The sequence below is a fragment of the Ideonella sp. B508-1 genome (assembly GCF_000333615.1).
Lineage (GTDB): Bacteria > Pseudomonadota > Gammaproteobacteria > Burkholderiales > Burkholderiaceae_C > Ideonella.
This window is the reverse complement of sequence record NZ_BADL01000431.1, coordinates 1-12,551: the sequence shown is the minus strand read 5'-3', so window position 1 is coordinate 12,551 and position 12,551 is coordinate 1. Positions and strand designations below refer to the sequence as shown.

The window sequence follows — 12,551 nt, the reverse complement described above, 5'->3', positions numbered from 1 at the left end:
GAGCTGCTGGGCGCGCTCTCTGGCTTCTGACGCTTTCTCCACCACCCTGTCCCCAGGAGGCCCCATGGACAAGATGCTGGACGTGGCCATCGTTGGTGGCGGCGTGTGTGGGCTGGCGCTGGCGCACAGCCTGCAGGCTCGCCGCCTGGATTGGGCGCTGTTCGAGGGACGTGATCGCCTGGGCGGCCGGGTGCTGACCGCCACCGGCGTCCAGGGCCAGCCCCTGGACCTGGGGCCCACCTGGTACTGGCCCGACCACCAGCCCTCGATGGCGCGGCTGGTGGTCGATCTGGGCCTGGAGACGGTGCCCCAGGCCGACGATGGCCGGGTGCTGCTGCTGGACCAGGCCGCCGAACCCCCGGCCACGGTGGCCGTGGCCAGCGCCACCGCGCAGGACGGCGACGCCACCCTGCCGGCCCCGCCCGGGCAAGGCAGCCTGCACGGCGGCGCGCGTCGCCTGGCCGGTGGCATGGCCGCCCTGGTGGCGGCCCTGGCCCGGCCCTTGCCGCTGACCCGGCTGCACCTGGGCCAGACCCTGCTGGCCGTGACCGATGCGGGCGACCATGTGCGCCTGTCGCTGCGCCTGGGCGGACAGGAACACACGGTGCGGGCCCGCCGCGTCGTGCTGGCCCTGCCACCGCGCGTGGCCCAGGCCGGCCTGCGCTTCGAGCCGGCCCTGCCTGCCGCGGTGGACGAGGCCCTGCAGGCGCAAGCCACCTGGATGGCCACCGCCGCCAAGGCCGCCGTGGCCTACCCCAGCGCCTTCTGGCGGGCCGATGGCCACAGCGGCAATGCCTGGGTCACCCATGCCCAGGCGGTGCTGGCCGAGGTCTTCGACGCCAGCGGGCCGGCCGGTGCCGCGCTGGCCGGCTTCAGCGCGCTGCCGGCGTCGCAGCGCCCGGCCTTCGCGCGCAGCATGCCGCTGCTGGTGGAAAGCCAGATGGCCATGCTCTTCGGCGAGGCTGCGCGCGACGGCGACCTGCACTGGCAGGACTGGGCCGAGGAGCCCTTCACCTGCAGCCCGCTGGACCGCCTCACCGAGGCCCAGGCCGCCCACCCCGAACCCGGTGCCGCCACCGACACCTTGCAGCTGCCCCAGTGGGACGGCCGGCTGCTGTTCGGCGGGGCCGAGACGGCCCAGCGCGGCACCGGCTACCTGGAAGGCGCGCTGGGGGCGGCGGCCCGGCTGCGCCACCTGCTGCTGCAGCCCCTGCAAGCGGCCCGTCCGCCCGAGGCCGCCAACGACGCTCAGCTGCGCCTGTTCGGCGACTGGGTGGCCGAGCAGCGCGGCCAGGCGGTACAGCGCTACCGCCAGCGCCTGCACCAGGCCCTGTCGCGCCAACAGGACGCCCAGCTCACCCAGCGCGCGCTGGTGGAGGCGCTGGAGTCGCTCTACGCCGACGCCCTGCAGCGCCTGGACACCCTGCCGCTGCGGGCCGAGGCACCCTCGGACGCCGGCCGGGCGGCCCTGACTCCGCAGGTGCTGGCCCCCTTCCATGGCCTGGCCGATGCGCTGCTGGTCGAGGCGGTGCACTTCAACAGCAGCTCCTGCGCGCTGTCGAACTTCCCCTTCGAGCACCAGCCCTCGCGCGAGTACCTGGCCACCATCCGGCGCGATCTGGCCGCCGTCTGGCAGGCCTTTGCGCTGGCCGCCAACGACCGCCTGCTGCGCAAGGCGGACGCCGCCACGGGGGCCGCATGAAGCTCGCCCTGGAACGGGCCCAGGTGCAGGCCCGAGCGAAGCCTTCCCGCGGCTGGCCATGCTGCAGGACCAGCTGCGTTACACCCACAGGCTGGAGCTGCCCTGGCAGCAACTGCAGCTGGCCGAACTGACCTTTCTGGGCAACCTGTACCAGACCCAGGGTGCCGAGGCGCGCCACCGCCAGCTGCAAGGCCTGCTGGCCGCGCTGCAGGACGAGGGACCGCGCTTTGGCGAGGACGACGAGCTGGAACAGCTGCTGCCGGCCCTGGCGCATTACCTGATCCAGTACGCACAGCGCGGCTGGCTGTTCGCCACCTCGCCCAGCGGCCGGGCCGCGGCCTGGGTGGTCACGCGGCTGGACTATGTCTCGGGTTCCAACGAGGAGATGGGCAAGGTCCTGATCGAACTGAAGGCGCTGCTGCGCGCCGGCATCGTCAGCACCACGGTGCGCATCGTCGAGGCCGATCTGCCCGGCCGCACGGTGGCCGAGATCCTGGCGGCCAAGGGCCTGCTCAAGGAGACGCCCGCGCTGCTGGCGGCCTACGACGCCATGGCCGAGCGCTACATCGACTGGCGCGGCCGCTACGGCGCGCAGTTCTGCGGCCAGGGCATCGGCTTCGTGGCCGAGGACCCCAGCGCCACCCACCGCGACACCGACTGGACCCGCAAGGACCAGGTGGTGCTCTCGGCCTCGGGCCAGCCGGCGCGCCTGGTCAACGACGAGGGCATCCTGCCGCCGCGCAGCGCCACGCTGGACAGCACCGGCGACATCCTGGGGCCCTATCTGCGCAAGGCCGCCAAGAGCAACCGCTACGCCGCCGAGGACGAGGTGCAGGCCGAGCGTGCCGCCCAGCCCGAGGGCCTGTTCACCCAGCTGCCGGTGCAGGGCTTTCTGTTCCTGTTCCACCTGGAGCTGCACCAGCACCTGTGGGTGCATGTGGACGACCTGACGCCCTACGTCTACCAGCCCGAGCTGAAGACCCGGCTGGTGCTGCCCCCCGAGCAGACGGACCTGATCGACATCCTGACCGCCGAGATGGACGTGCTGATGGACGACATCGTGGCCGGCAAGAGTGGCGGCACCACGGTGCTGTGCGCCGGGCCCCCCGGCGTGGGCAAGACCCTGACCGCCGAGGTCTATGCCGAGATCATCGGCCGGCCGCTCTACCGCGTGCATTCGGGCCAACTGGGCCTGAACGTGGCGACCATGGAGACCGCGCTGAAGGAGGCGCTCACGCGTGCCCAGCGCTGGGGCGCGGTGATGCTGATCGACGAGGCCGATGTGTACATCAAGCGACGCGACGACAACCTGGCCATGAACGCCGTGGTCGGCGTCTTCCTGCGGGTGCTGGAGTATTTCAACGGCCTGCTGTTCCTGACCACCAACCGCATCGACGACATCGACGAGGCCATCGTCAGCCGCTGCATCGCGCTGATCCGCTACCAGGCGCCCGACGAGGCGGCGCGGGCCCGCATCTGGCGGGTGATGGCCGGCCAGTTCAGCCTGGCGCTGGACGCGGCGCAGATCGACTGGCTGGCTCGCCACTACGCCCAGGCCAGCGGCCGTGACATCAAGGGCCTGGCCAAGCTGGTGACCACCTACTGCCACCACAAGCAGGTGGCGCCCTCGCGCGAGGTGTTCGAACGCTGTGCCGTGTTCCGCGGCTTCGAGCCGGGCGCCTGATCCACTGACGGGAGCTGTTGCCATGTCTGTGCCCCAACTCGGCTACCTGTGCCTGGGCGAGAACCCCAGCGACGAGGCGGGCCGCGCCCTGATCCGCCAGTTCGTGCTGGTGCGCGAGGCCGACCGCATGGGCTACGACGACATCTGGATCGGCGAGCAGCATGGCGAGCCCCACTGGCCCACGCCCGGCGTGCTGAGCCTGCTGGGCCACCTGGCGGCGGTGACCAGCAAGGCCCGCATCGGCAGCCTGCCTTTGCTGCCGGCCCTGCGCGACCCGGCCCGGCTGGCGGAGGAACTGGCCACGCTGGCCCTGCTGTCCAAGGGGCGCTTCCAGCTGGGGGTGGCCAGCGGCGCGGCCCTGCCCATGCTGCTACAAGACTGCGGCCTGGATGCCGAGAGCGCGCGCGAGGCGATGCGGGCCTTTCTGCGGCACTGGCTGGACAGCCCGGCCGCCGGCCTGCGCGCGGGCGGCCCCGCGGTGCCCGTCTGGGTGGCCGCCGAAGACGAGGCCAGCGTCCGCCTGGCGGCCGAGCAGGGCTGGGGCCTGGTGGCCGCGGCCACCCACACCCGCGAGCGGGTGCAGGCCCGGGTGCGGTGCTACCAGCAGGCCAGTGGCGGGCGGGCGCCCCCGCTGGTGCTGGCGCGCTGGGCCTGCAGCGCCGACAGTACCCAGGAGGCCGAGGCCATCGCCCAGCCCTATCTTCAGGCCCTGGCGCAGCGCGCCACGCGGCAGGGCTGGGGGGCCGATCCGGCCCGCTCCATCGCGCGCGACCCGGCGGCTCTGCTGGCCCAGTCCCTGATCGGCGACCACGCCGCGGTGGCGCGGCAGTTCCGGGCCCTGGCCGACAGCCACGGCGCCACCCATGTGGCCATCGTGCCCACCAGCGGGCAGTTCGACACCCACAAGCACATCCTGGCGGCCTTCGTGGACGAGGTGCGCCCGCTGCTGGACGAGGACTGAGGCGCCGGCAGAGGCCGGCACCGCACGCTCAGGGCTTCACAGGCCCTCGAACAGCTCGCGCCACCACAGGCGGCGCACGCCGCTGCTGCTGCCCGCGGTGGGGATGTTCGCCGTGGTCGTGCTGCCATCGGACAGGCTGACCACGCCGATGACCTGGCCCGAGGTGGTCTTGACCAGCGAGGCCGCGCTGCCCAGCGCGGTGCTGGTCAGCAGCACGCCCGCATTGCTGGCCCCGCTCACCGTGCCACCGGTCTTGTAGTCCAGGTAGTTGAGGTAGCTGGCACCACCGGTGGCACAGGCGCTGGTGGTGGTGGGCACGTTGGAGACGACCACCAGCGTGCCGCTGACCAGGGAGGGGTCGGCCGTGATGCGTTCGGCCGACTCCGGCAGGTCGGTGAACCAGCCGTTCATCGTGTTGAGGTTCACGGTCACGGCGTTGTTGGCCACCGTGCGCACGCCGCTGCTGTCCACCAGCGTCTGCTTGACGAAGCAGCTGGCTTGCGAACTGCTGCTGCAGACATTGGACCGCGGGTTGGCGTACAGCGCGGTGCTGGTGGAGCTGCCGGTCAACGGGTCCCGGAGCGCGTACAGGCTCTGCTGCTGGGTGGTGGAGACATCGCTCACCCCCAGGTATTCGCCGGTGCCCACGTAGACCATGTGCTTGCCGCTGGCGTAGCCCAGTTCGGGCGCGGCCGTCACCGGCTGGCGGTTGCCGTTGGCGTCGGCCAGGGTGGTCAGCAACTGCACCGTGGCCGTGCCGCCGCTGGCGGTCAGCGCACTGATGTCGAAGCGCCAGACATTGCCGTAGAGGTCGCCGCCATAGACCTGCTTGGCGGTGTTGTTGGTGGCGGTGTCCACCCAGGCGGCCAGGCGGGTCAGGCCGCTGGGGCAGGGGGCGGTGCTGCAGCCGGCCACCGTGCCGCTGCTGCTGCCCAGGCCGTTGTCGATCTTGCTGATCACGGCACCCGTCTGCGCGTTCAGGACCCAGACGATGCCGTGGCCACTGCCGGGCGAGACGTTGTTGTAGCCCGAGCTGACGATGACCACCCAGGTGCCGTCGGAGAGCTTGGTCACGATGGGGGTGCCAAAGCTGTAGCCCAGGTCCGCATCGGTGATGTAGCCGGTGCCGGCACTGGTGTTGCTGGTGAACTCCCACAGCACCGTGGGTGAGGCCGGGTTGGTCACGTCCAGGGCGTAGTAGCCCCGGCCGCCCTGGCCCAGCCCGCCCACCAGGATGGTGTGCCAGGCGCTGCCGTAGTAGACGTCGGCGTGGGTGGTGTTGCCGTCGACGTAGTTGACATGGTTGGCCGCGTACTTCTTGTCAGCCCGCTTGTAGAGATTGGGCAGCAGGATCGAGGGCACATAGGCCCAGCTCTCCGCGCCGGTGCCGGCGTTGAAGGCGTGCAACATGCCGTCGTTGGCGCCCACATAGACCATGGGCGTGCGGCTGGACTGGGTCGTCTTGAAGCCGCCGTAGCCGCTGTCGGTGTAGCTGAAGCTGGGCTTGGCCACATAGACCGACTGGCTGTTGACGATGTCGCCCAGCACGTGGGTGCGGGGCACGTAGTAGGCGGTGCTGGTCGAGCCTTCGTTGCTGCGGTCACCGCGCAGGTAGTTGACCAGGTTCACCGCACCCACGCCGGTGGTGGTGCCGGCAGTCGTGCTGTCCACCTGGGAGGCGGTGGGCAGGCAGGTGGATCCCGAGGAGCACATCTGCGACAGGCTGCCGATGGCGGCCACCTTGAAGTAGCCCTGCTGGGTGCTGTTCAGTGTGTCGTAGGTGAAGGCGATGCGCTGGCCCGTGCTGGGGTTGTAGGTGTAGATGTTGCGCGAGGCCCAGGCGGTGTTGTCCAGCAGCGGGGGGGTGGTCTGGGTGGTGCTGGAGCCGGCGCAGTCGTTGCCGGCGCCTGATTCCGACCAGTCGGGCGTGCTGCTGAGCACACCGGTGGCCGCATTGATGTCGTAGCGCACCAGCTCGCCGAACCACTTGGCCGAGCAGAAGGAGGTGGCGAAGACGTAGTTGCTGTCGGTGCTGGTGAGGTTGGGCCTGCTGGCCGTGGCCGAGGCCGAGTTGCTGGTGGCGGCCGACACGGCGTTGACGAAGTTGGTCAGGCCGGTCTTGAGATCCGAGGGGTTGGCGGCGCTGTAGTAGGCCCCGCGCCCGTTGATGGCCGCATGCCACAGGTCATCCACGGCCGTCTGGGTGTTGTTGACCGGTGTGGGCCAGTTGCAGGCGCCCGAGCTCTGCCAGGGGCACACCCCATTGGCCAGCGTGGTGCTGCTGGTGACGGTGCCGTTGGCCACGTCGTAGTAGTCGCCGCTGGAGGCCGAGGCATAGTTCGGGTCGAACAGCATGTAGCCCGAGGCGCCCAGGCCCAGGGTGTAGGTGTACATGCGCTGCTGGCCGTTGGCGAAGCTGTTGCTGGAGACGTCGACGCCGGTGCTGCGGTTGGTGGTGTTGTTGAAGGCGCTGGAGCGGATGTCGGTCGCGTAGAAGTACTCGGCGATGTCGGCCAGGGTGTTGGACTGGTTGTTGCCGTCGTAGTAGGGGCGCGATTCGCTACCGTCGGTGTTGCCGATGGTCGTGCCATCGATCTTGACGGGCGAGGCCGTCTCGTTCCAGTAGCCGTCGGTGGACAGCAGGGTGTAGTTGCGCTGGCAGGCGTACTGCATCGGGTCGCTGGCGCTCACGCCGTTGATGCTGGTTTTCTTGCCGGCGAAGTAGAGCCCGGCCGTGTCCAGGGCCGTGCGCAGCGGCGTGCTGCTGTTGGGCTTGGCCGCGAAGAGCTTGGCGTAGAACTTCGACTTCTGCCCGCCGCTGGTGGTGGTGATGTCGGCGATGTCCAGGAAGTCGCTGCCGGTGTTGTTGTTGATGCTCATGTAGCCCAGCCGGTAGCTGGTGCCCAGGTCGATCATCGCCAGGCTGGCCGCGGTCTTCATCATCTGGGCACGCGTGTGGTAGTAGGCGTACCAGTTGGCGTAGTTGGTCCGCTCCTCGGTCAGCGTGCAGGTGGTGCCCGCGCAGTCGGTGCGGGTGGTGGCCCGGGTGGTGCTGCCCGGGTAGGCGTAGCTGTTGGAGGACGAGGAGATCGTCACCGTCTGGATCGAGCCGGGCACGCTGCCACCGCTGATCGTGGCCGTGGGATAGCGCGGGTAGGTGTAGGTCGACCCGCCGGTGGGGGCGGTCTCGATGTAGCGGGCCTGGCAGGTGGTCAGGGCACTGGTGGTGCACCAGCGCAGATAGGCCGGGTAGGGGTAGCTGGCGCTGGCGGCGCTCTGGGTGGCGCAGGTCTTCAGGTTGGGGGCGGTGCAGTACTCGCCGGGGATCGAGACGTAGTAGGTCAACGAGCCGGACAGGTTGGCGGTGCCGGTGGATTCGACGCCGAAGCCGTCGATGGGCACGCTTTTCCAGCTGTTGCTGTTGGCCGACGTCATGCTGGCGTAGCTGGTGCCGTCGTATTTCAACGGCGGGGTGTAGGTGACCGCCGGGTCGTAGTAGATGCCGTTGAACTTGGGGTTGCTGAAGAGCTTGGCGGTGCTGGTGTAGTTGCCCACCCAGTCCGGCAGGTAGGGGTAGCCCATGCTGCCCGAGTCATCCAGGACGAACAGGATGTTGGGCTTGACCAGGGTGGCCGTGGAGGTCTCCAGCGGCGAGCTGGCCAAGTCGGTGCTGGCCGCCCAGGGGCGCAGGGGCGCGAGCAGCACGGCCGCGGTCAGCAGCAGGCTTCGCACCCAGGTGCCGGTGTGCAGGACGGTGGGGCGGTTGGGAGATGTCATGCGGCGGCCCTCTCTTCTCACAGCGCCACCATGGCCTGGGTGTAGCTCACGGTGTTGCGGGGTCCCTCGGTGCGGACGGTGATGCGGTAATAGACCTGGCTGGTGCAGCCGGGCGTGTTGCTGTTGACGTTGTGGCTCTGGCCGCATTCGGCGGTCGACGGGTCGGTCGAGCAGGTGCCGGTGGCGGCCTCGCCGGTGCTGCTGCACAGGCGCTCGATGGCATAGGTCACCTGGTTGCCGGCGGCATCCGCGGCCAGGCTCACCTTGCCGCTGGCGATGGCGCTCCACAGGGCCGAGGGGCTCTGGCTGCCGGTCATGTCGGCCGTGGTGGCGTGGTAGCCGCTGGCCGCCACATCGTTGTAGAGCGTGCCGGGTGAGCTGCTGCTCGTGGTCTTCAGCCAGGCCACGGCCTGCTCCACCCCCTGGTCGCCGGAGGCCACGGCGGATTGCCGGAAGGCGAGGTTGCCGACCAACCAGGTGCCGGCCCCGGTGCTGTAGAGCATGGCCGCGGTGGACAGGGCCATCACCACCAGCACCACCAGGGCCACCAGCAGCACCACGCCCTGTTGGGCGCGGGCCTTCGGGGGAATGGGCCTCAGCATGACGAAGCTCCCAGCCACAGCATGTTGCGCAGCGGGATGGCGGCCTGCATCACGCGGTAGCGGTAGTCCTGCCAGTTGCTCAGGCCGCTGAGGTCGATGGCCACGTCGGCGCTGCCGTCCCAGTCCGGGGCCGTCGACGTCGCGTTCACGCCGCCGACCGCGCGCTGCAGGGCCGTGCCCCGGCCCACCACGGCCATGCGCAGGGCCGTCACATGGGCCCACTGGCAGTACAGGTAGCTGGCTGTGGCGCTGTTGCTGCCCGTGGGGGTGGTCTGGTCATAGCCGGACAGCGCCCGCGCACTCAGGTCCGTGCCCGCGCCGGCATGGCCGTACTCGGCCCGCAGGCTGACGATCTGGCTGGCCACCGGCACCCAGATGCTGGTGTTGCCCGTGCCGGTGCTGCAGTCGTGGGCCAGGTAGTCGCACATCGTCAGGTTGCCCTGGCGCACCGCATAGGCGTGGATGCTGAAGCCTGCCCCCAGGTTGTAGGCGGCCGAGCTGTCGCTGCTCGTGCCACTGCCCACGGCGGTCAGGCTGGCGGTGTTGCCGCTGAGGCTGCTGACCTGCTGCAGGTTGAGTGTGCACTCGGTGCCGGCCTGGGCGGTGGGGCTGACGGGCCCCAGCACCACGGCATCCCCCGCGGCGAAGGCGCTGGCGGTGCTGACCGTGATGCTGCCCGTGCCGCCGGCGCTGACGGCGTTACCCTCGGGCGAGCCCGCGTAGTTGCCGCTCATCACCAGCAGGGTGTCGGTGTGGGCATCGCCGGCCGGCACGTGGGTGGTGTCGTTGATCAGCACCGGCGCGACCACGAAGGGCTGGGTGGTGGTGCCGATGCTCAGCGAGCAGCCCAGCAGGTTGAGCGAGTTCAGGCTTTGGCCGGCCTGCCGGATGTCGCGCGAGAGCAGGTCCAACGCCATTGCGGCATTGACCTGGGCCTCGCCGGTGGCATTGCCGATGCGCTGGGCCGTGTCCGACTGGCTGAAGACCTTGAGCACCACGATGACCGAGAACATGCCCAGCAGGATGCCCAGCATGACCTCGATCAGGCTGAAGCCGCGCACGCGCCGTCGGCGCGCCATGGCAAGAGAGGGGGAGGTGGACGGCATGGTCGTCGGTCAGTAAGGCACCTGGGTGACGGCGGTGTAGTGGTGTTCGAGGGCCGTCCCCCCGGCCACATCGCCGGGGGCCTGCCAGTAGAGCGTGCCGCTGATCAGGTAGGAGGTGGTGGTGCCGGAGGTGGTCTGGGCGGTGATGGTGCAGCTGGTCTTGCTGCTGTCCACGCCCGGCAGACCCGAGTTTTCGACCTTGTCCTTCCAGTCCGCGCAGACGGTGCTGTCCCAGCCACCGCTGTGGCTCACCATCTGGGCCTGGGTGATCAGGTCGTTGGTCAGATCGGCCGCCATGGCGCGGTCCCGGTTCAGGCCGGAAGACTGCAGCGCGCCGCGCTGGGCCGCCACCAGGCCCAGGATGCCCAGCGAGAACAGCAGCAAGGACACCAGGACTTCGATCAGCGCCACCCCGGCGAGGGTGCGGCGTCCGAGTGCATGGCGGGGGCGGGGGGAGGTCCGGGACATGGCCGTGGTCTCCTTCAGCTGGGGCAGTACAGGGTGGAGCTGCTGCTGGTCTGCAGCGGGTCGCACAGCTTGACCAGGCCGGCCGGGTAGATTTCCAGCCGCAGGCAGCGCACACTGCCGCCGCCGCTGCTGTCCAGGCAGGCCAGGCTGCTGTCGGCCAGGTCGATGTGCACCATGGCACTGGCCGTGCTGCGGCCCAGGGCATTGAAGACCACGCCGGACTGGGTGGCGTTCAGGGTCACGGTGTTGTTGATGGCGGCCGGAGACTTCACCAGCAGGAAGGGCGAGTGGCTGTCGTCCACCACCGGCGCGGCGCCCGAGCTGTCCAGGATGTCCTGTCGGCCGACCAGGGGAGCACCGCAGGCGCCGGCGGCGGACACGCTGGCGCCGGTCGAATCCTGCAGCAGGTGCACGACCCAGTCCGGTCCCGCCGTGCTCACGGTGCAGCCGTTGTCCAGGCTGGTGGTCAGCTGCAGCTGCACCAGCATGTTGCGGCGGGCGGCCTCGGTGCGCGCCACTTCGACGGCCTGCATCAGCGCTTCCCCGCGGCTGCGCAGCCGCACGTTGTGCAGCCAGGCCGTGAAGGCCGGCACGGCCATCATCAGCGCGAAGGCGAGGATGGTCAGGGCGACCATCAGCTCGATGAGGGAGAAGCCACGCGCAGGGCGTGGCGGCCGGGCCGGCATCAGCACACCCCGCCGGTGTTGGTGATCCAGCAGGTGTTGGGCGAAGGCAGCGTCCAGCCGCTGGGGACGCTGGTGGTGCTCTTGTTGCCGTCCTGGTCGATCGTGTAGGTGAAGTTGACCATGCTGTTGGTGCCCGTGGCGGTCAGCGTGTAGGCCGTGGCCGAGCTGGCGCTGCAGCTGAAGCTGAAGTAGCTGCTGGTGGGGGCGGCCACGCCGCAGCCACTGCCGGCGGCGTTCTGGTAGGTCTGGCTGTCCTGGAACCACTGCTCCATCTTGGTCTGCCAGGCGGCCAGGTTGGCGGTGGCCTCCGGGATGCGCGAGCGGGTGATGTAGCGCGTGTAGGCGGGCAGGGCCACGGCCGCCAGGATGGCGACGATGGCGACCGTGACCATCAACTCGATCAGGGTAAACCCGCGTGGAGCGGGTGCCGGGCGGCGAGACAGTGAAGTGGCCATGGGTCGGGTACGGCAAAGGGGTGAGGCCATGGTGCCCAGCGGGATGCTTCCGTCGATGTCTGAGCGCTTCCCAAGATGAAGAAATGTTTCTGCTTGGAACCTTTCCGGACGAGTGGTGCATTTGTGCCGCTGGACGGCAGGGCCGTGGTCTTCCCTAGAATTTCGTCTTTCGCTGTCCCGACGGGACGGCGCCCTGCCCTTGAGCACCACAACGACCATGACCGACGCATCCACCCGCCCCGAACTGCCCGACCACCTGTCCACCGACGCCAAAAGCCCCTTCTTCAACGCCCAGGTGTTCGAGCACGACATCGGCATCCGCTTCAATGGCAGCGAGCGCCGCGACGTGGCCGAGTACTGCGTCAGCGAAGGCTGGATCAAGGTGCCCGTGGGCAACAAGGTGGACCGCAAGGGCCAGCCCCTGCTCATCAAGCTCAAGGGCCAGGTCGAGGCCTATTACCTCTGAAATCTCCCTTTTTTCGGGGGCAACCGCGGGTCAGTGTCTGCCTACACTGGGCCGATCCCGGTTTCGCTTCCCATGTCCGAAACGCCCCCGCCCCTCGCGGTGTCCTTGGCACCGGCCTTCGACCTCCTGCTGGATGCCGTCTGCATGGTGGATGGGCAGGGCGTGTTCGTGCATGTCAGCGCTGCCGCGCAGCAGGTCTTCGGCTACGCGCCCGAGGAGCTGATCGGCCGCCGCATGATCGATCTGGTGCTGCCCGAGGACCGGGACCGCACCCTGGAGGCGGCCCAGCGGGTGATGGCCGGCCAGGCCCACCTGAATTTCGAGAACCGCTACCTGCGCAAGGACGGGCAGGTGGTGCACCTGCTGTGGTCGGCCCGCTGGCTGCCTGAGGCCGGCCTGCGGGTGGCGGTGGCGCGCGACATCACCGAGCGCAAGCGGGCCGAGCAGATCCAGGCCGCCACCTACGCCATCTCCGAGGCCGTGCACCGGGTGCAGGACCTGGGCATGCTGTGCCAGGAGGTCCACCGGAACATCAGTGCGCTGATGCCCGGCCACAACCTGGCCGTGGCCCTGCACGACGAGGCCGGCCAGGCACTGTCCTTCCCCTACTGGGTCGACCGGCGGGGCCCCGTCAGTCCGGAGCG

Annotated in this window: 11 protein-coding genes; 5 read left to right on the top strand and 6 right to left on the bottom strand. The window is 69.8% G+C overall.

The genetic code is table 11. The annotated features are described in order from the left end of the window. The first annotated feature begins 64 nt into the window (after positions 1–64). From I73_RS17510 to I73_RS17500, 3 genes are read left to right on the top strand one after another with little or no spacing between them, the layout of a single operon-like run. Complete coding sequence (locus tag I73_RS17510; RefSeq protein WP_022981802.1) at positions 65–1,702, top strand: FAD-dependent oxidoreductase; 1,638 nt, start codon at positions 65–67, stop codon at positions 1,700–1,702. A gap of 58 nt (positions 1,703–1,760) precedes the next feature. Further along, on the top strand, positions 1,761–3,386 hold the full coding sequence (locus I73_RS17505; RefSeq protein WP_040500699.1) for an ATP-binding protein: 1,626 nt from the start codon (positions 1,761–1,763) through the stop codon (positions 3,384–3,386). 22 nt (positions 3,387–3,408) lie between these two features. Beyond that, positions 3,409–4,347 (top strand): LLM class flavin-dependent oxidoreductase, encoded by a 939-nt coding sequence (locus tag I73_RS17500; RefSeq protein WP_022981800.1) that lies wholly within the window; start codon positions 3,409–3,411, stop codon positions 4,345–4,347. Between the two features lie 36 nt (positions 4,348–4,383). Here the strand turns inward: I73_RS17500 and I73_RS34620 are convergent, their stop codons facing one another. From I73_RS34620 to I73_RS34100, 6 genes are read right to left on the bottom strand one after another with little or no spacing between them, the layout of a single operon-like run. Further along, the gene (locus I73_RS34620) at positions 4,384–8,124 is read right to left on the bottom strand and encodes a pilus assembly protein (RefSeq protein WP_022981799.1); all 3,741 of its coding nucleotides are present in this window, start codon (positions 8,122–8,124) and stop codon (positions 4,384–4,386) included. A 17-nt stretch (positions 8,125–8,141) separates the two neighbouring features. Continuing rightward, entirely contained in the window at positions 8,142–8,726 is a 585-nt protein-coding gene (locus I73_RS32755) for a hypothetical protein (RefSeq protein WP_022981798.1), read from the bottom strand. Further along, on the bottom strand, positions 8,720–9,832 hold the full coding sequence (locus I73_RS17485) for a PilW family protein (protein WP_148289835.1): 1,113 nt from the start codon (positions 9,830–9,832) through the stop codon (positions 8,720–8,722). Before I73_RS17485 ends, I73_RS32755 begins: the two co-directional genes overlap by 7 nt. 9 nt (positions 9,833–9,841) lie before the next feature. After that, positions 9,842–10,300 (bottom strand): hypothetical protein, encoded by a 459-nt coding sequence (locus I73_RS28725; protein WP_022981796.1) that lies wholly within the window; start codon positions 10,298–10,300, stop codon positions 9,842–9,844. Positions 10,301–10,314: 14 nt separating this feature from the next. Further along, complete coding sequence (locus I73_RS28720; protein WP_148289836.1) at positions 10,315–10,986, bottom strand: GspH/FimT family pseudopilin; 672 nt, start codon at positions 10,984–10,986, stop codon at positions 10,315–10,317. Further along, complete coding sequence (locus tag I73_RS34100; protein ID WP_374701963.1) at positions 10,986–11,378, bottom strand: type IV pilin protein; 393 nt, start codon at positions 11,376–11,378, stop codon at positions 10,986–10,988. The genes I73_RS28720 and I73_RS34100 overlap by 1 nt, the downstream gene beginning before the upstream one ends. Positions 11,379–11,658: 280 nt before the next feature. On the opposite strand from I73_RS34100, the gene I73_RS17465 reads away from it, so the two are divergent. Both I73_RS17465 and I73_RS17460 read left to right on the top strand, forming a co-directional pair. Next, entirely contained in the window at positions 11,659–11,907 is a 249-nt protein-coding gene (locus I73_RS17465; protein WP_022981793.1) for a DUF3297 family protein, read from the top strand. Positions 11,908–11,979: 72 nt separating this feature from the next. Further along, positions 11,980–12,551 (top strand): PAS domain S-box protein (locus I73_RS17460; RefSeq protein WP_022981792.1); only part of this gene is annotated, 572 nt, incomplete at its 3' end.

Coding starts and splice junctions, on each gene's coding strand:
- I73_RS28720 (WP_148289836.1), bottom strand. CDS start 10,986: ATGCCGGCCCGGCCGCCACGCCCTGCGCGTGGCTTCTCCCTCATCGAG.
- I73_RS17510 (WP_022981802.1), top strand. CDS start 65: ATGGACAAGATGCTGGACGTGGCCATCGTTGGTGGCGGCGTGTGTGGG.
- I73_RS32755 (WP_022981798.1), bottom strand. CDS start 8,726: ATGCTGAGGCCCATTCCCCCGAAGGCCCGCGCCCAACAGGGCGTGGTG.
- I73_RS17505 (WP_040500699.1), top strand. CDS start 1,761: ATGCTGCAGGACCAGCTGCGTTACACCCACAGGCTGGAGCTGCCCTGG.
- I73_RS17485 (WP_148289835.1), bottom strand. CDS start 9,832: ATGCCGTCCACCTCCCCCTCTCTTGCCATGGCGCGCCGACGGCGCGTG.
- I73_RS17500 (WP_022981800.1), top strand. CDS start 3,409: ATGTCTGTGCCCCAACTCGGCTACCTGTGCCTGGGCGAGAACCCCAGC.
- I73_RS28725 (WP_022981796.1), bottom strand. CDS start 10,300: ATGTCCCGGACCTCCCCCCGCCCCCGCCATGCACTCGGACGCCGCACC.
- I73_RS34100 (WP_374701963.1), bottom strand. CDS start 11,378: ATGGTCACGGTCGCCATCGTCGCCATCCTGGCGGCCGTGGCCCTGCCC.
- I73_RS34620 (WP_022981799.1), bottom strand. CDS start 8,124: ATGACATCTCCCAACCGCCCCACCGTCCTGCACACCGGCACCTGGGTG.
- I73_RS17465 (WP_022981793.1), top strand. CDS start 11,659: ATGACCGACGCATCCACCCGCCCCGAACTGCCCGACCACCTGTCCACC.